A 15,065-nucleotide genomic window follows, 5' to 3' on the forward strand; every position below is an offset into this window, starting at 1 on the left:
GGCAGTCTGAACGTTATCCGGCTAATCAGGAAACGTGACGGCCTGCCGTTGCCGATCTGTCGCTATCAAGAACATGAAGTAACCGATCCTTGCTTGTCAAAATCCGCTATTCATCATTTTATGGCCCTGACCTCACATGGAGTGCGATGTGACAGACTTTCCAACCTCGTTGACCGCCCCCAAAAAGGGGTGTGAGGGCTGCACCGGCAGTCCGGAACTGGGCTTTTCGTTTGATTATGCCTACCAACCCATCGTCAACCTGCACGACCAGTCGATCTTTGCTCATGAAGCGCTGGTCCGGGGCCCGAATGGTGAAGGCGCGATGTCGGTGCTGAAACAGGTCACTGACCAGAACCGCTATCGCTTCGATCAGACCTGCCGGACCACGGCCATCGCCGGCGCTGCGAAACTGGGCATGACCGAGCGTTTATCGATCAACTTTTTGCCAAATGCCGTGTATCGTCCCGAGCTGTGTATCCGCAGCACGCTGGAAGCGGCCAAGCGGCATGAATTTCCCATCGAGCGGTTGATTTTCGAGACCATCGAAAGCGAACATGTGTGCAGCAAAGGCCATTTGAGCAATATCCTGCGCGAGTACCGGGAGTTCGGCTTCATGACCGCTATCGACGATTTCGGCGCCGGGTATTCAGGCCTGACATTGCTGGCCGATTTTCAACCCGACCTGATCAAACTCGACATGAACCTGGTTCGCGATGTTCATCGCAATCGCGCGCGTCAGGCGATTGTTCGCGCGGTTGTCACAATGTGTTCGGACTTGGGGATTAAAGTCATCGCAGAAGGTATCGAACATATTGAAGAGCGGGATTTTCTGGCAGATTGCGGCATATCCCTGATGCAAGGCTATCTGTTCGCCAAACCCGCATTCAAAGCCCTGGCTCAGGTAGCCCCCGAGGCCTGGCAGAAGTCTTGAGAAGTACGGAATCGCATTGAAGACATTCGATCATCTGACAGTCATCGGCCTGCGCGAGTGGGTGGCGCTCCCCGACCTGGGGGTGGCAGGCCTGCGGGCAAAAATCGATACCGGTGCGAGCACGTCGAGTCTGCATGCCACGGAAATCGAACCTTTTGAACGCAATGGCCAGAAATGGGTGCGCTTCAACGCGCATCTGGGCACGGTGGTTCAGTTGCGGCATCGTCGCTGCGAAGCGCAACTGGTTGCCATGAAAACCATTAAAAGCTCCAACGGTCAGGCGCAGGTGCGTTATGTCATTCGCACCACGCTGGCCCTGGGTGATCGTATCTGGCCGGTGGAATTCACACTGGCCTGCCGCAAGTCGATGCGCTATCGACTGCTGCTGGGTTCCAAGGCTCTGATCGACGGCCAGCTGGTGGTCAATCCGGGCATAACTTACGTACAAGACAAGCCGGTGTTCCCGGCCTCTACTTCCTCAGGTGTTGCATGAAGATCGCTGTGCTTTCGCGTAATCCGCGTCTGTATTCCACCCGTCGTCTGGTCGAAGCTGGCATCGAGCGTGGCCATGAGATGGTGGTGATCGACACCCTGCGCGCCTATATGAACATCGCCAGCCACAAGCCGCAGATCCACTACCGCGGCAAACCTCTGGAGGGCTTCGATGCGGTGATCCCGCGTATCGGTGCTTCGGTGACTTTCTATGGCTGTGCGGTGTTGCGTCAGTTTGAAATGATGGGCGTGTTTCCGCTCAATGAATCGGTCGCCATTGCCCGCTCGCGGGACAAGCTGCGTTCGCTGCAACTCCTGTCACGCCGGGGGATCGGCTTGCCGGTCACCGGTTTCGCTCACTCGCCCGACGACATTCCCGACCTGATCCAGATGGTCAATGGCGCGCCGCTGGTCATCAAGGTGCTCGAAGGCACTCAGGGGATCGGCGTGGTGTTGTGCGAAACGGCCACGGCGGCCGAATCGGTGATCGAAGCCTTCATGGGCCTCAAGCAGGACATCATGGTTCAGGAATACATCAAGGAAGCAGGCGGTGCCGACATTCGCTGCTTTGTGGTCGGTGACAAGGTTATCGCCTCGATGAAGCGTCAGGCCAAACCGGGCGAGTTCCGCTCCAACCTGCACCGCGGTGGCAGCGCCAGCCTGATCAAGATCACGCCTGAAGAACGCATGACTGCATTGCGGGCAGCCAAGGTCATGGGACTGAGCGTGGCGGGTGTGGATATCCTGCGTTCCAATCACGGTCCTTTGGTGATGGAGGTCAACTCTTCGCCTGGCCTGGAAGGCATTGAAGTGACCACCAGCAAGGACGTGGCCGGGATGATCATCGGGTACCTGGAGAAAAACAGCGGCCCGCACATGACCCGTACCAAAGGAAAAGGCTGACGGGACTCATACCCGTTTCAATGGCTCTGGCTGGCGTCGCGTCTGCGGACGCCGTCCAGGGCATTCAGCTACCGTACATCAGGTAAACAGGCCTGCCAGTCGAGTCCTCGTTGCAGTATCCCGGCATTAGTCCCGCATCCCTCCGTTCAGCTTAAGGCGGCGTAATAGCCAGCTTCGCGCCGAATAGCCATCCTCCCGCGCGACATAAATCAACACATTTCTCCCGTATTTGTATGCCGATCATGCATGAGGTAGTCGTTTACGGCATTAGACGTATACGCGCGCCATGGGAATAGTTGCGACTTTTTTCGCCTGCTACAGAGCTGGGATGCTCGTCTGCGGTGACCTTCTCGGGACATTTCCAAAGGGAGCTCCTGCCTCGAAACTGCTGTGAAAAAGCATGCTCGGTGCACGGGTTTTGGACTTGCCCAAGCCACTTTGAACAAGGGTAATAATATGAAGAAGGCAAAGCTGAGTCTGGCCTGGCAGATTCTGATCGGACTGGTACTGGGTATCGCTGTGGGGGCGCTACTCAATCATTTCAGCGCAGAAAAGGCCTGGTGGATCACCAACATCCTGCAGCCCGCAGGCGATATCTTCATTCGTCTGATCAAGATGATCGTTATTCCCATCGTTGTCGCCTCGCTGATCGTCGGCATCGCGGGCGTGGGCGATGCCAAGAAGCTGGGACGTATCGGTCTCAAGACCATTCTCTATTTTGAAGTCGTGACCACTATCGCGATTCTGGTGGGGCTGGTGCTGGCCAACGTGTTCCATCCGGGCACCGGCATCGACATGAGCACACTGGGCACCGTCGATATTTCCAAGTATCAGCAGACTACGGCTGAAGTTCAGCACGATCATGCGTTTATCGCGACCATTCTCAACCTGATCCCGTCCAACATCTTCGCCGCCATGGCGCGTGGCGAGATGTTGCCGATCATCTTCTTTTCGGTGTTGTTCGGCTTGGGGCTTTCCAGCCTGCAAGCCGAGGTCCGTGAACCGCTGGTGAAGCTGTTTCAGGGCGTCTCGGAGACCATGTTCAAGGTCACTCACATGATCATGAACTACGCGCCGATTGGTGTGTTTGCCCTGATTGCCGTGACTGTCGCCAACTTCGGCTTCGCCTCTCTGTTGCCGCTCGCCAAGCTGGTGATTCTGGTTTACGTGGCCATCGCCTTCTTCGCCTTCGTGGTGCTGGGGCTGATCGCTCGTGCATTCGGCTTTTCGGTCATCAGGCTGATGCGTATCTTCAAGGACGAGCTGATTCTGTCCTACTCCACGGCCAGCTCTGAAACCGTGCTGCCACGGGTGATCCAGAAGATGGAAGCCTATGGCGCACCGAAGGCGATTTGCAGTTTCGTGGTGCCCACGGGCTACTCGTTCAACCTTGACGGTTCGACGCTCTATCAGAGCATCGCAGCCATCTTCATCGCTCAGTTGTACGGCATCGACCTGTCGATTGGCGCGCAATTGATGCTGGTGCTGACCCTGATGGTCACCTCCAAAGGCATCGCGGGCGTACCGGGGGTTTCCTTCGTGGTACTGCTGGCGACCCTGGGCAGCGCCGGTATTCCACTGGAAGGCCTGGCGTTCATCGCTGGTGTCGACCGCATCATGGACATGGCGCGTACCGCTTTGAACGTGATCGGCAATGCGCTGGCAGTGCTGGTTATCTCGCGCTGGGAAGGCATGTATGACGATGCCAAGGGCGAGCGCTACTGGAACTCCCTGCCGCACTGGCGCAGCAAAGAGCCCGTGCCGATGGGGCAACCGACGGCGGACTGATCTTCGCTATGTGCTGACAAGCCCCGGACCTCCGGGGTTTGTTGTTTTCAGGTCGCCGGTTAGACTGCCTGCCTTACCTGAGGAGTGACCATGACCGACGACATCGATAATGATGAAGAAGACTTTGCTGCCTCGACGCTGATCGAAGCCATCGAAAACCAGATCGAAGCCGGTAACCCGCCCGCAGCCAGAGCGGTGTTCAACATGCTGACCCTGGTGAACTATGAGCGTGAAGATATTCTTGAAATGATGGCCCATGTGCTGGCCATCGAGATCGATGCCTTGCTGGAGCAGGACCGTCCGTTCGACACGCAATGGTATGAAGCAGCCCTGCGCGCCCTGCCCGACCTGCCGCCGGAAAAGTGATCCTGCGGTCAGAGCAGGCCAGCAAGATATATGCTGCAAACACTTCAGACGCTGACTACACTGCAAATGCCCCGCTGCCGCTTGATCCTCCGGGGCCACACGCCAAACCGGCTTTAACGGTCATCCAGAACCGACGAGCGCAGATCGGACACGTCGATTCCAGAGCACACCCGCCAGCCGGCGAGGTCGTATTACTACAAAAAGTCTGGAGTACCTATGTCGTATACCCCTGAGTTGGTTGCCGAACTGGAAATCCTTGCACTGTTCAATCTGGGAAACACCCAGGAAGGCCTCAAAGTCCACCATGTAGCGGCGCCCACGGCCGTTGCAGCCGCACAAAGACTCTTCGATAAAGGACTGACGACCCAGGTCGATGGCGGTTACCTGACCAGCCTCGGGCTCGAGGCCGCCCAGCATGCCCAATCCTTGCTGACCATCCTCAACGTCTCCAGGCAAGCCGCCTGAATGTCGCAGGGCCTGCGCACAAAAAAGCGTGGCAGGCCCTTCACTTATCCGAGCGCCAGTCGATACAGGACGTTGGCGCCAGAATAACCATCCGACCGAATCCGCTTCTCTCGGCTGCAAACCTTCTCCGCCATCTTTCTCGGTAATTCCACGCCTGCACAGGCCAGATGCCTTGAGTTGCGATGACGCGTAATCCTGAAATTCGCCCCGACCTGGATGAGGGCATCGACCGCAAGGTTCTCAGCCAGTTGCGTAACCGTTTCCTGTCGCTCAATGACGGGCGGTACGCGCGTGCGCTGGAAGGTATGTCGACCCGCCAGCAGAGCGTGTTGACCCTGCTGCCGCTGTTCTTTCACGTCAACCATCCGCTGTTGCCCGGTTATGTTTCCGGCAGCACGCCTGCCGGTGTCTCGCATTACGAACCGGACACACTGGCCCTGGTCGAGGCGCAGCGGCTGACGCGCTCCTTTTCCTACAAGGCCCGGCACGGCAACCCGCCCCAGCCGATTCATGGCCTGTTTCTGATGGGCAGCCTCGGCACGCTGGCCCAGGCTGAACAAAGCGATATGGATGTCTGGGTCTGCCACGACAGCGAGCTGGAGCCGGAGGCCATCGCCGAACTGCGCAAGAAATGCCAGGCACTTGAAGCCTGGGCGGCGACGATGGGCGCAGAGGCGCATTTTTTTCTGATCGACCCGCAGCGTTTCAAGAGCGGTGAGCGCGATTCGCAGCTCAGCTCGGACGATTGCGGGACTACCCAGCATTACCTGTTGCTCGACGAGTTCTATCGGACCGCTATCTGGCTCGCCGGGCGCACCCCGATGTGGTGGCTGGTGCCGGTCTATGAAGAGCAGAACTATGAGGATTACACCCACACCCTGCTGAGCAAGCGCTTCATTCGCGCCAGTGAGGTGCTCGACCTCGGCCCGATGTCGCACATTCCCCCGGCCGAGTTTATCGGTGCCGGATTATGGCAGTTGTTCAAAGGCATCGAGTCGCCCTACAAGTCTGTGCTCAAGCTGCTGTTGATCGAGGTCTATTCCAGCGAGCATCCCCGCGTGCAGTGCCTGAGCCTGCGTTTCAAGCAAGCGGTGTTCGCCAATCAGCTGGACCCGGATGAACTGGACCCTTATGTGGTCGTGTACCGGCGCATCGAGGAGCATCTGCAGGCGCGCAACGAGCCGGAGCGCCTGGAGCTGGTGCGCCGCAGCCTGTACCTGAAGGTCAACAAGAAGCTCACCGGGTCGACCCGCCAGCGCAACGTCGGTTGGCAGCGCCAACTGCTGGAACGCCTGGCGACGGAGTGGGGTTGGGATGAGCGTCAACTGGCGCTGCTCGACAGCCGCAACCAGTGGAAAGTCCGCCAGGTGGCCGGCGAGCGCCGCGCACTGGTCAACGAGCTGAATTACAGCTATCGCTTTCAGAGCCGCTTCGCCAAAACGCAAAGCACTGCCGACGCCCTCAACACTCGCGACCTGACCATTCTGGGTCGGCGTCTGTATGCGGCTTTTGAACGCAAGGCGGGCAAGGTCGAGTTCATCAACCCGGGCATCGCCCCTGACCTTGCCGAAGATACGCTGACGCTGGTGCATTCCCCCGACAAGCGCGAGCCCGGCAAGCACCAGTGGGCCTTGTACAACGGCAATCTGGGCATTCACGAGTGGCCGAATTTCTCACCGCTCAAACGCAGCCGTGAATTGCTTGAGTTGCTGACCTGGTGCCACCGCAATACCGTGATCGACAGCACTACCCGCGTGGCATTGCACCCGGGCGCCAGTGACCTGAGCGAGTTCGAGCTGTTCAACCTGATGGGCGCCTTGCAGCAGAGCATTCAGCTGCCACTGCCCGAGGTCAGCGATGAGGCGTTGCTGATGCCCAGCACGCCCAGTGAGATACTGTTGTTGATCAATGTCGGCGTCGATCCGCTCAGCCATCATCGCGACCTCAATATTCTGATGACCACCGAGCGCACCGACTCGCTCAGTTACGCGGGTGTCCGGGAAAATCTGGTGCTGACGCTGGACCAGATCACCCTCAATACCTGGAACGAAACACTGGTCAGCCGCTACGACGGCCCGCACGCCCTGCTCGACTGCATGAGCGAACTGCTCGGCAGCCTGCCGCAGCGCGGTAAACAGCCGCAGATTCACGTGCGCTGCTTCTGCCATAACCGCGCGCCCGCCATTGCCCAGCGTGTTGAAGAGCTGATCGGCACGGCGCGGTTGTTGCTGGAGAGGCGGCTCAATCACCGTTATCTGATTCAGGTGCAGCAGCAGTATCACGTGCTGGAGATGAAGCCGGGTCAGATCGGTCATGTGGTGGTCAACAGTCTGCCGGGGTTGTTCAAGTACCTGGGTGAAGAGCTGTCGTCGTACAGCCCCTTGCACCTGGACCCGCAGGCACTCGATGACCACGATCTGGCCCTGATCCTGCCGCTTGGTCAGCCGGAATGCATTCAGGTGTTCTACCGGGTCAACGAGCCGGACGCTGACCTGTACGTGCTCGATGAACACAATTCGCTCTGGCATCAGCGTCTGCCGTATCACGATGAACAAAGCCTGCTGGTGCCGCTGCAGCGCTTTCTTCACGCGCTGGTTTATCGCCGGGGCGCCTCATTACCGCTGGATGATCCGTCCGCGCCGGTTACGCTGGAAACCCTTTACTATCAGATGCTGCCCTCTGGCGCGGGGCCTGCCCGACGTGTTGAGCATCGACCGGCGCCGACTGCAGCGGACAAGGCGTTTTACGACGTACAGGCAATCATCGAGGAAACCTCGCCAGGGCAACTGAACGCCACCCTGTACTGCGACAACAGCGAGTTTTCCGAACTGGAATACGGCGATCGACTGTACGCCGCCGTCGCGCAGCAAATCCTCGGCAAACGCCTGGAGCTTCAGCGCTACCGTTGTTACATCACCGACCTGGACCTGTCCGGGCTGCTGGACGGCAAGCACGGGCAAAGCATCCTCTTCCTGCGCCACAAGGCCGAACTGGAAAAGCTGCTGAACGAGGCGATGGATCAGGCCTGACCTGCTGCATTGGCACGATAGGCGTTCTCTGGTGCGCCTATCGTTCCTCACGCTCCGCGTGGGAATGCAGTTCCGGACGCTCTGCGTCCGCTCTTGAATGCGGAAGCGCTCTGCGGATGCGGCGTCTTCGATTACTCGTATTCGCCCGCCGCTTCCGGCTGATATTCCACCGCCAGCAAGGTCAGTTTCAGGGTCTTGCCGCCCGGTGCAGGCCAGTCGATGTGTTGGCCGATTTGCAGGCCCAGCAGCGCCGAGCCCATTGGTGCCAGGACCGAGACGGTGCCGTCTGCGCCCGCATCCTGTGGATAAACCAGCTTGAGGTGATAGTCCTTGCCGCTGACTTCTTCGCGGCAATGCACGCGCGAATTCATGGTCACAACGCCCGCAGGCACTTCATCGTGACCAACCACCTGGTCGGCGCGGTCCAGTTCGGCCTGCAATGCCTGGATGCCAGGTGTGTCTTCATTCTGGTCGGCGATAAACTTTTCAAGACGCTGTACGTCGAGCCGAGTGAGGATGATCGAAGGTGCTGTGGTCATGGTCTGGGCAGACTCCTTTATTCTCCATGAATAAAACAAAACCCCACCAATTGGCGGGGTTTGACGAGCCTCTTGTCTGCAGAGGCAAGGCCTGACACTAACACAGCGCAGTAAATACACAACCCGACGCGGTTTCAGCCTGCCGCCTGGTCAACCTCGGCGCGGGCTCGACGCTGATCGGCCTCGTGGCGAATCTGGCGGCGCCGGTCGTCATCGGCCGAGCGCCATTCGCGGATGTCTTCGACATGACGGAAGCACCCCAGGCAAACCTTCTGCTCATCGAGCCGACACAGGCTGATACACGGCGAGGCTACTGCCGGGCTGACATTGTTGAAAAGCGGCTTGGGCGGTCGAACGGGGGACTGGCTCACGATCAGATCTCGGAGAAGTCCAGTTCGACACCGGCCTGCTCGACGGTAAAGCGCTCCAGCATCTCGCTCAGCAGCTCATCACTGGAATCGCAGGCCCAGCACTGATTCTCTTCGTCGTAGTCGAAGTGAAAACCACCCGATCTGGCCGCCAGCCAGAGCTGACGCAGGGGCTCCTGACGGCTGAAGATAAGCTGCGTGCCGCCTTCAAACTTGACCGTCAGTACACCGGCCGAGTTTTCCAGGTCCACATCCAGACCACTGTCATCGAATACGTCTTCGATATTCTGCTGCGTCGCATCGACGAGGTCGTGAAAACGGGCTTCGGTCAAACTCATTGCGGGAACCTCGATAAGTGTCTGCAGATAGCGCAGAGGGGCAAGATACGGACGCTGCCAGGCAAATGCAAAGCTTACTCATCATTGACGATGCACGAGCACTTTAATCCCGATCAACCATAGCTCTGCTGCGGCTTTCGCGCCAAAGGCCCGCCAGACTGGACGCTGCTCGCATAGGCAAGGTGCCGGGTGGTCGGTATACTCGGGCGCAATTAATGCTTTTACAAAGGATTTCGCCATGAAGCGCCTGATCTCTTCGCTTGCTGCGCTTGTCGCGGTCGCTTGCCTTGTTACAGCCTGCGGCCAGAAAGGCCCGCTGTATCTGCCGGATGACACCAAAACTCCGGACGAACAAGCCAAATCGCAATCGCACAAGCACCTTTAAGGGACTCCAATGGACGCCTTCAACTACCGCGACGGTGAGCTGTTCGCGGAAGGGGTAGCATTGTCTGCCATTGCCGAGCGCTTCGGCACGCCGACCTATGTCTACTCGCGCGCTCACATCGAAGCGCAATACCGTGCCTACGCCGACGCGCTGAGCGGCATGCCGCATATGGTCTGCTTCGCCGTAAAAGCCAACTCCAACCTGGGCGTGCTCAATGTCCTGGCGCGCCTTGGCGCCGGTTTCGACATCGTCTCGCGTGGCGAGCTGGAGCGTGTGCTGGCGGCGGGTGGCAAAGCCGAAAAGATCGTGTTTTCCGGTGTCGGCAAGACCCGCGAAGACATGCGGCGCGCCCTTGAAGTCGGCGTGCACTGCTTTAACGTCGAATCCACCGACGAGCTGGAGCGCCTGCAGGAAGTGGCTGCCGAACTCAACGTTCGGGCGCCGATATCGCTGCGGGTCAATCCGGACGTGGATGCAGGCACTCACCCCTACATCTCCACGGGCCTCAAGGAAAACAAGTTCGGCATCGCCATTGCAGCCGCCGAAGACGTGTACATTCGCGCCTCGCAACTGCCGAATTTGGAAGTGATCGGGGTCGACTGCCATATCGGCTCGCAGCTGACCACGCTCGAACCGTTCATCGATGCGCTGGATCGCCTGCTGGCCCTGGTCGATCGTCTGGGCGATTGCGGCATTCATCTGCACCACATCGACCTGGGTGGCGGCCTTGGCGTGCGTTATCGCGACGAAGAGCCTCCGCTGGCGGCTGACTACATCAAGGCTGTGCGCGAGCGCCTGGCCGGTCGCGACCTGGGGCTGCTGTTCGAGCCGGGACGCTTCATCGTTGCCAACGCTGGCGCGCTGCTGACCCGTGTCGAATACCTCAAGCACACCGAGCACAAGGACTTTGCCATCGTCGATGCGGCGATGAACGATCTGATCCGGCCTGCCCTGTATCAGGCCTGGATGGATGTCACGGCGGTGCGTCCGCGTGATGGCGAACCTCGTGCGTACGATATCGTCGGGCCGATCTGCGAAACCGGCGACTTCCTCGCCAAGGGTCGCGAGCTGGCACTGGCCGAGGGCGATCTGCTGGCCGTTCATTCAGCCGGCGCCTATGGCTTCGTCATGAGCTCGAACTACAACACCCGTGGCCGTGCCGCTGAGGTACTGGTCGACGGTTCCCAGGCTTTTGAAGTGCGTCGTCGCGAAACCGTGGCCGAGCTGTTCGCTGGCGAAAGCCTGCTGCCGGAGTAATCCCCATGCTGCTGCGTTTTACCAAGATGCACGGGCTGGGTAACGACTTCATGGTCCTGGACCTTGTGAGTCAGCACGCGCATATCTTGCCCAAGCACGCCAAACAATGGGGCGACCGCCACACCGGTATCGGTTTCGATCAGCTTTTGCTGGTCGAGGCGCCGAACAACCCGGATGTGGACTTTCGCTATCGAATCTTCAATTCCGACGGCTCCGAAGTCGAACAGTGCGGCAACGGCGCGCGCTGCTTTGCCCGCTTTGTGCTCGACAAGCGTCTGACGGCCAAGAAGCAGATACGCGTCGAGACCAAGAGCGGCATCATCGAACTGGATATCCGCAGCGACGGGCAGATCAGCGTCGATATGGGGCCGCCCAGGTTTGTCCCTGAAGAGATTCCCTTCGAAGCAGCGGAGCAGGCTACCTGTTACACCGTTGACGTCGACGGTCAGCATGTCGACATGGCGGCTGTGTCCATGGGCAATCCGCACGCTGTGCTGCGGGTCGATGACATCAATAACGCACCGGTGCATGAACTGGGGCCGAAGATCGAGCATCACCCGCGCTTTCCGGCCCGGGTCAACGTCGGCTTTCTCCACGTCGTGGACCGTCAGCGGGCACAGCTGCGTGTCTGGGAACGCGGTGCCGGGGAAACCCAGGCGTGCGGCACCGGCGCTTGTGCGGCGGCTGTCGCTGCCATCAGTCAGGGCTGGATGGACTCGCCGTTGCTGATCGACCTGCCCGGAGGGCGCCTGTCCATCGAATGGGCTGGGCCGGGACATTCTGTCATGATGACCGGCCCTGCAGTCAGGGTCTATGAAGGCCAAGTCCGTCTTTGAGTGAGTAAGTACCATGACCGATCAACCTCCCGCTTCAACAGGCACACCCTGCGAATCGCCTGTCGATAGCGCAGCGCCAGACCTTGAAGCAGAGGCGGTCATCGCCTTCCTGCTCGAGCACCCGGACTTCTTCGCCGAGCACGACGAGTTGCTGGTGTCGATGCGCATTCCGCACCAGCGTGGCGACACCGTTTCGTTGGTCGAGCGTCAGCTCAAGCTGCTGCGCGAGCGCAATATCGAAATGCGCCATCGCCTGTCGCAATTGATGGACGTCGCACGGGACAACGACCGCCTGTTCGAAAAGACCCGCCGCCTGAACCTCGCGCTGATGGATGCGACCAGTCTGGAAGAGCTGGTCATCGCCGTCGAAGACAGCCTGCGTCAGGACTTCCAGGTGCCCTTTGTCAGCCTGATCCTGTTCAGCGACAGCCCGATGCCCGTAGGGCGCTGGGTCAGCGGCGCCGACGCACAGAAAGCCATCGGCGGCCTGATTGGCGAGAAGATCATCTGCGGCGCGCTGCGTGAGCATGAACTGGCGTTTCTGTTCGGTGCAGAGCAGGGCAAGGAGGTCGGTTCGACTGCCATCGCCAGCCTCAATCATCTGGGCCTGCATGGCGTGCTGGCCATCGGCAGCCGTGATCCGCAGCATTACAAAAGCTCGGTCGGCACCCTGTTCCTCAGTTATATCGCCGATGTGCTGAGCCGCCTGCTGCCGCGCTTCGCCCACTCATTACGCTCGGTTCGCTAGCCATGGATCAGCATCTGGACGCCTACTGCATGCACCTGCGCAGTGAGCGCCAGGTGTCGCCTCACACGCTGGAAGCCTACCGACGCGACCTGGGTAAGGTCCTGGCGTATTGCCAGAAGGCACAGGTGTCGAGCTGGAGTGACCTGGATATCCAGCACCTGCGCAGCTTCACTGCCCGCCAGCACCAGCAGGGCCAGTCTTCACGCAGCCTGGCGCGGATGCTGTCGGCGGTGCGCGGCTTATACAAGTACCTCAATCGCGAAGGCATCTGCCAGCACGACCCGGCAAACGGCCTGTCACCGCCCAAGGGCGAGCGGCGTCTGCCCAAGACCCTGGACACCGACCGCGCCGCGCAATTGCTGGATGGCGGCGTTGAAGATGATTTCCTGGCGCACCGCGACCAAGCCATCCTGGAGCTGCTGTACTCGTCAGGGTTGCGCCTCTCCGAACTGACCGGTCTGAATCTGGACCAGCTGGACCTGCATGACGGACTGGTGCAGGTGCTGGGTAAAGGCAGCAAGACCCGCGTACTACCTGTGGGCAGCAAGGCGCGTCAGGCACTGGAAGTCTGGCTGCCGCTGCGCGCCCTGACCAATCCGCAGGACGACGCGGTATTTGTCAGTCAGCAAGGCAAGCGCCTCGGCCCGCGTGCGATTCAGGTGCGCCTCAAGACAGCCGGTGAGCGAGAGCTGGGGCAGAATCTGCACCCGCACATGTTGCGTCACTCCTTCGCCAGCCATCTGCTCGAATCGTCGCAGGACTTGCGCGCCGTGCAGGAGCTGCTGGGTCATGCGGATATCAAGACCACGCAGATATACACACACCTGGACTTCCAGCATTTGGCTACTGTTTATGACAGCGCCCATCCTCGAGCCAAACGTAAAGGAGCTGCAGATGATTAAGCTGGTGACGTTTGATCTTGACGACACGCTCTGGGACACCGCCCCTGCCATTGCCGGTGCCGAAGTCACACTGCGTGACTGGCTGGGCGAAAACGCGCCCAGGCTGGGAGCGGTTCCTGTCGAGCACCTGTGGGAAATCCGCTCGCGTCTGGTGGCCGAAGACCCGTCCTTCAAGCACCGCATCAGCGCCTTGCGCCGCCGCGTGCTGTTCCATGCGCTCGAAGATGCCGGCTACGACCCGGACGAGGCGCAGGACCTGGCCGACCGGGGCTTTGAAGTGTTCCTGCAGGGCCGTCATCAGGTGCAGATTTTCCCTGAGGTGCAACCGATGCTGGAAATTCTCGCCAAGACCTTCACGCTCGGCGTGATTACCAATGGCAATGCCGATGTGCGTCGTCTGGGGCTGGCGGACTACTTTGCCTTTGCGCTGTGCGCCGAAGACCTGGGCATCGGCAAGCCTGACCCGGCACCGTTCATGGAGGCGCTGCGCCGCGCAAGGGTCGATGCCGGTTCGGCGGTGCATGTCGGTGACCATCCCAAGGACGATATCGCAGGTGCCCAGCAGGCCGGCATGCGCGCCATCTGGTACAACCCGCAAGGCAAGGCCTGGGATGCGGATCGACTGCCCGATGCCGAGATCCACAACCTGTCGCAACTGCCCGAGGTGCTGGCGCGCTGGGCCTGAAGGCGCACTGACAGGCGCGCATAGAAAAGCCCGCAGCGACGGCGGGCTTTTCTCATACAGTCATGCAGCCTCAGATAGGGCGGCTACCGTATTTGTTGTCAGGCTTCTTGGGCGGATCGGCGACCACGTTGGCCTCCACTTCCTGCACCTTGCCGCCACGCGCCAGGAATTCTTCCATGGCACGTGCCAGCGCATCGCGCTCCTTGTTCTTGGCTTCCACGCTGGGCAGTTCATCGACCGAGACTGCAGCCTTGGCCTTGCCTTTTGCGGCAGGTGCCGGAACGTCATCGTCTACTTCGACCGGGTCGTCGCCGGGAGCAGCTGCAAGCTCCTCACCGTCCTCTTCGCCTTCCAGGTCGTCTTCCAGATCGTCCTTAATATCGTCGTCGTCGCTCATGTTGTACCTCATGACTTGCGAAAGCTGATTAGTTATAGCCCAACCGCCCAGAATTGCTAAGGCAACCGGAAAAATTCAACAACCGCTGACCTCAGCGGTTATGTCCACTCACCCTGAAGGGTGGCCAGGACGTTACGAGACCCACCAGCGTCTCGATGTTCGCCCAGGTAAATACCTTGCCAGGTGCCCAGCGCCAGTCGCCCTGCCGTAACCGGCAACAGCAACTGGCAGCCCAGCAGACTGGCCTTGAAATGCGCTGGCAAGTCATCAGGGCCTTCGTCGTCATGTTCGTAGCCGTCCACGCCCTGGGGCACCAGACGGTTGAAAAAACGCTCAAAGTCGCGACGTACCGCCGGGTCGGCATTTTCGTTGACGGTCAACGAAGCCGAGGTATGTTGCAGCCATACATGCAGTAGCCCGACACGACAACCGCGCAACGGGGGCAACCCCGCGACTATCTCGTCAGTCACCAGATGGAACCCGCGGGGCCTGGCCCGCAAGGCAATCCTGGATTGATGCCACATACCGTTCTCCGCACCTTCGGCGCGCATTCTAACTCGACTGAGAAAAAAGCAAAGCGCGCAATAAACCGGCTTCCCTGCAAGTTGACGAAGACGGTGGCAACCTCGTTACCTG

18 protein-coding genes are annotated in these 15,065 nt (G+C 59.7%); 13 read left to right on the forward strand and 5 right to left on the reverse strand.

The annotated features are described in order from the left end of the window. Window positions 1-148: 148 nt before the first annotated feature. From rimA to QRN50_RS03595, 7 genes are all read left to right on the forward strand, one after another. Window positions 149-931, forward strand: coding sequence for a S6 modification regulatory phosphodiesterase RimA (gene rimA / locus QRN50_RS03565; protein ID WP_058398399.1), 783 nt, complete (start codon window positions 149-151; stop codon window positions 929-931). A 16-nt stretch (window positions 932-947) separates the two neighbouring features. Next, window positions 948-1,424, forward strand: a complete 477-nt coding sequence (rimB, locus tag QRN50_RS03570; RefSeq protein WP_003401758.1) for a retropepsin-like aspartic endopeptidase RimB — start codon at window positions 948-950, stop codon at window positions 1,422-1,424. Next, window positions 1,421-2,326 (forward strand): 30S ribosomal protein S6--L-glutamate ligase, encoded by a 906-nt coding sequence (rimK, locus tag QRN50_RS03575; protein ID WP_003401760.1) that lies wholly within the window; start codon window positions 1,421-1,423, stop codon window positions 2,324-2,326. The genes rimB and rimK overlap by 4 nt, the downstream gene beginning before the upstream one ends. A 456-nt stretch (window positions 2,327-2,782) precedes the next feature. Continuing rightward, window positions 2,783-4,114, forward strand: a complete 1,332-nt coding sequence (gene gltP / locus QRN50_RS03580; RefSeq protein WP_003401762.1) for a glutamate/aspartate:proton symporter GltP — start codon at window positions 2,783-2,785, stop codon at window positions 4,112-4,114. A gap of 90 nt (window positions 4,115-4,204) precedes the next feature. Further along, window positions 4,205-4,480 carry a hypothetical protein gene (locus tag QRN50_RS03585; RefSeq protein WP_003344493.1) on the forward strand — a complete coding sequence of 92 codons (276 nt, stop codon included), beginning with the start codon at window positions 4,205-4,207 and terminating at the stop codon, window positions 4,478-4,480. 216 nt (window positions 4,481-4,696) lie between these two features. Then, window positions 4,697-4,945, forward strand: a complete 249-nt coding sequence (locus QRN50_RS03590; RefSeq protein ID WP_003344490.1) for a TIGR02647 family protein — start codon at window positions 4,697-4,699, stop codon at window positions 4,943-4,945. Between the two features lie 182 nt (window positions 4,946-5,127). Next, window positions 5,128-7,974: a class I adenylate cyclase gene (locus QRN50_RS03595; protein WP_024652129.1), complete on the forward strand. Its 2,847-nt coding sequence runs from the start codon at window positions 5,128-5,130 to the stop codon at window positions 7,972-7,974. 131 nt (window positions 7,975-8,105) lie between these two features. On the opposite strand, the gene rnk is transcribed toward QRN50_RS03595, so the two are convergent. From rnk to cyaY, 3 genes are all read right to left on the reverse strand, one after another. Beyond that, window positions 8,106-8,513: a nucleoside diphosphate kinase regulator gene (rnk, locus tag QRN50_RS03600; RefSeq protein ID WP_003384923.1), complete on the reverse strand. Its 408-nt coding sequence runs from the start codon at window positions 8,511-8,513 to the stop codon at window positions 8,106-8,108. A gap of 134 nt (window positions 8,514-8,647) precedes the next feature. After that, window positions 8,648-8,884: a DUF1289 domain-containing protein gene (locus QRN50_RS03605; protein ID WP_060409335.1), complete on the reverse strand. Its 237-nt coding sequence runs from the start codon at window positions 8,882-8,884 to the stop codon at window positions 8,648-8,650. A 2-nt stretch (window positions 8,885-8,886) separates the two neighbouring features. After that, complete coding sequence (gene cyaY, locus QRN50_RS03610; protein ID WP_003318093.1) at window positions 8,887-9,219, reverse strand: iron donor protein CyaY; 333 nt, start codon at window positions 9,217-9,219, stop codon at window positions 8,887-8,889. A 238-nt stretch (window positions 9,220-9,457) separates the two neighbouring features. Between cyaY and lptM the strand changes: the two genes are divergently transcribed. From lptM to QRN50_RS03640, 6 genes are read left to right on the forward strand one after another with little or no spacing between them, the layout of a single operon-like run. Then, entirely contained in the window at window positions 9,458-9,604 is a 147-nt protein-coding gene (gene lptM, locus QRN50_RS03615) for an LPS translocon maturation chaperone LptM (protein ID WP_002555817.1), read from the forward strand. A 9-nt stretch (window positions 9,605-9,613) separates the two neighbouring features. After that, complete coding sequence (gene lysA, locus QRN50_RS03620) at window positions 9,614-10,861, forward strand: diaminopimelate decarboxylase (RefSeq protein WP_046270948.1); 1,248 nt, start codon at window positions 9,614-9,616, stop codon at window positions 10,859-10,861. 5 nt (window positions 10,862-10,866) lie between these two features. Next, window positions 10,867-11,697 carry a diaminopimelate epimerase gene (gene dapF / locus QRN50_RS03625; RefSeq protein WP_003401768.1) on the forward strand — a complete coding sequence of 277 codons (831 nt, stop codon included), beginning with the start codon at window positions 10,867-10,869 and terminating at the stop codon, window positions 11,695-11,697. A 13-nt stretch (window positions 11,698-11,710) separates the two neighbouring features. Then, entirely contained in the window at window positions 11,711-12,445 is a 735-nt protein-coding gene (locus tag QRN50_RS03630; RefSeq protein WP_011266243.1) for a DUF484 family protein, read from the forward strand. 2 nt (window positions 12,446-12,447) lie between these two features. Then, window positions 12,448-13,347 carry a tyrosine recombinase XerC gene (gene xerC, locus QRN50_RS03635; RefSeq protein ID WP_096126894.1) on the forward strand — a complete coding sequence of 300 codons (900 nt, stop codon included), beginning with the start codon at window positions 12,448-12,450 and terminating at the stop codon, window positions 13,345-13,347. Continuing rightward, window positions 13,340-14,032, forward strand: coding sequence for an HAD family hydrolase (locus QRN50_RS03640; protein WP_096103699.1), 693 nt, complete (start codon window positions 13,340-13,342; stop codon window positions 14,030-14,032). Before xerC ends, QRN50_RS03640 begins: the two co-directional genes overlap by 8 nt. 70 nt (window positions 14,033-14,102) lie before the next feature. Here QRN50_RS03640 and sutA read toward each other — a convergent pair whose 3' ends face one another. Together sutA and QRN50_RS03650 are read right to left on the reverse strand one after the other, a co-directional pair. Next, the gene (sutA, locus tag QRN50_RS03645; protein ID WP_011266246.1) at window positions 14,103-14,429 is read right to left on the reverse strand and encodes a dormancy-specific transcriptional regulator SutA; all 327 of its coding nucleotides are present in this window, start codon (window positions 14,427-14,429) and stop codon (window positions 14,103-14,105) included. 98 nt (window positions 14,430-14,527) lie between these two features. Continuing rightward, entirely contained in the window at window positions 14,528-14,953 is a 426-nt protein-coding gene (locus QRN50_RS03650) for a secondary thiamine-phosphate synthase enzyme YjbQ (RefSeq protein ID WP_003318084.1), read from the reverse strand. Window positions 14,954-15,065 lie beyond the last annotated feature (112 nt).

This window comes from Pseudomonas sp. MEJ108, assembly GCF_030208985.1.
Classification (GTDB): Bacteria; Pseudomonadota; Gammaproteobacteria; order Pseudomonadales; family Pseudomonadaceae; genus Aquipseudomonas; species Aquipseudomonas fragariae.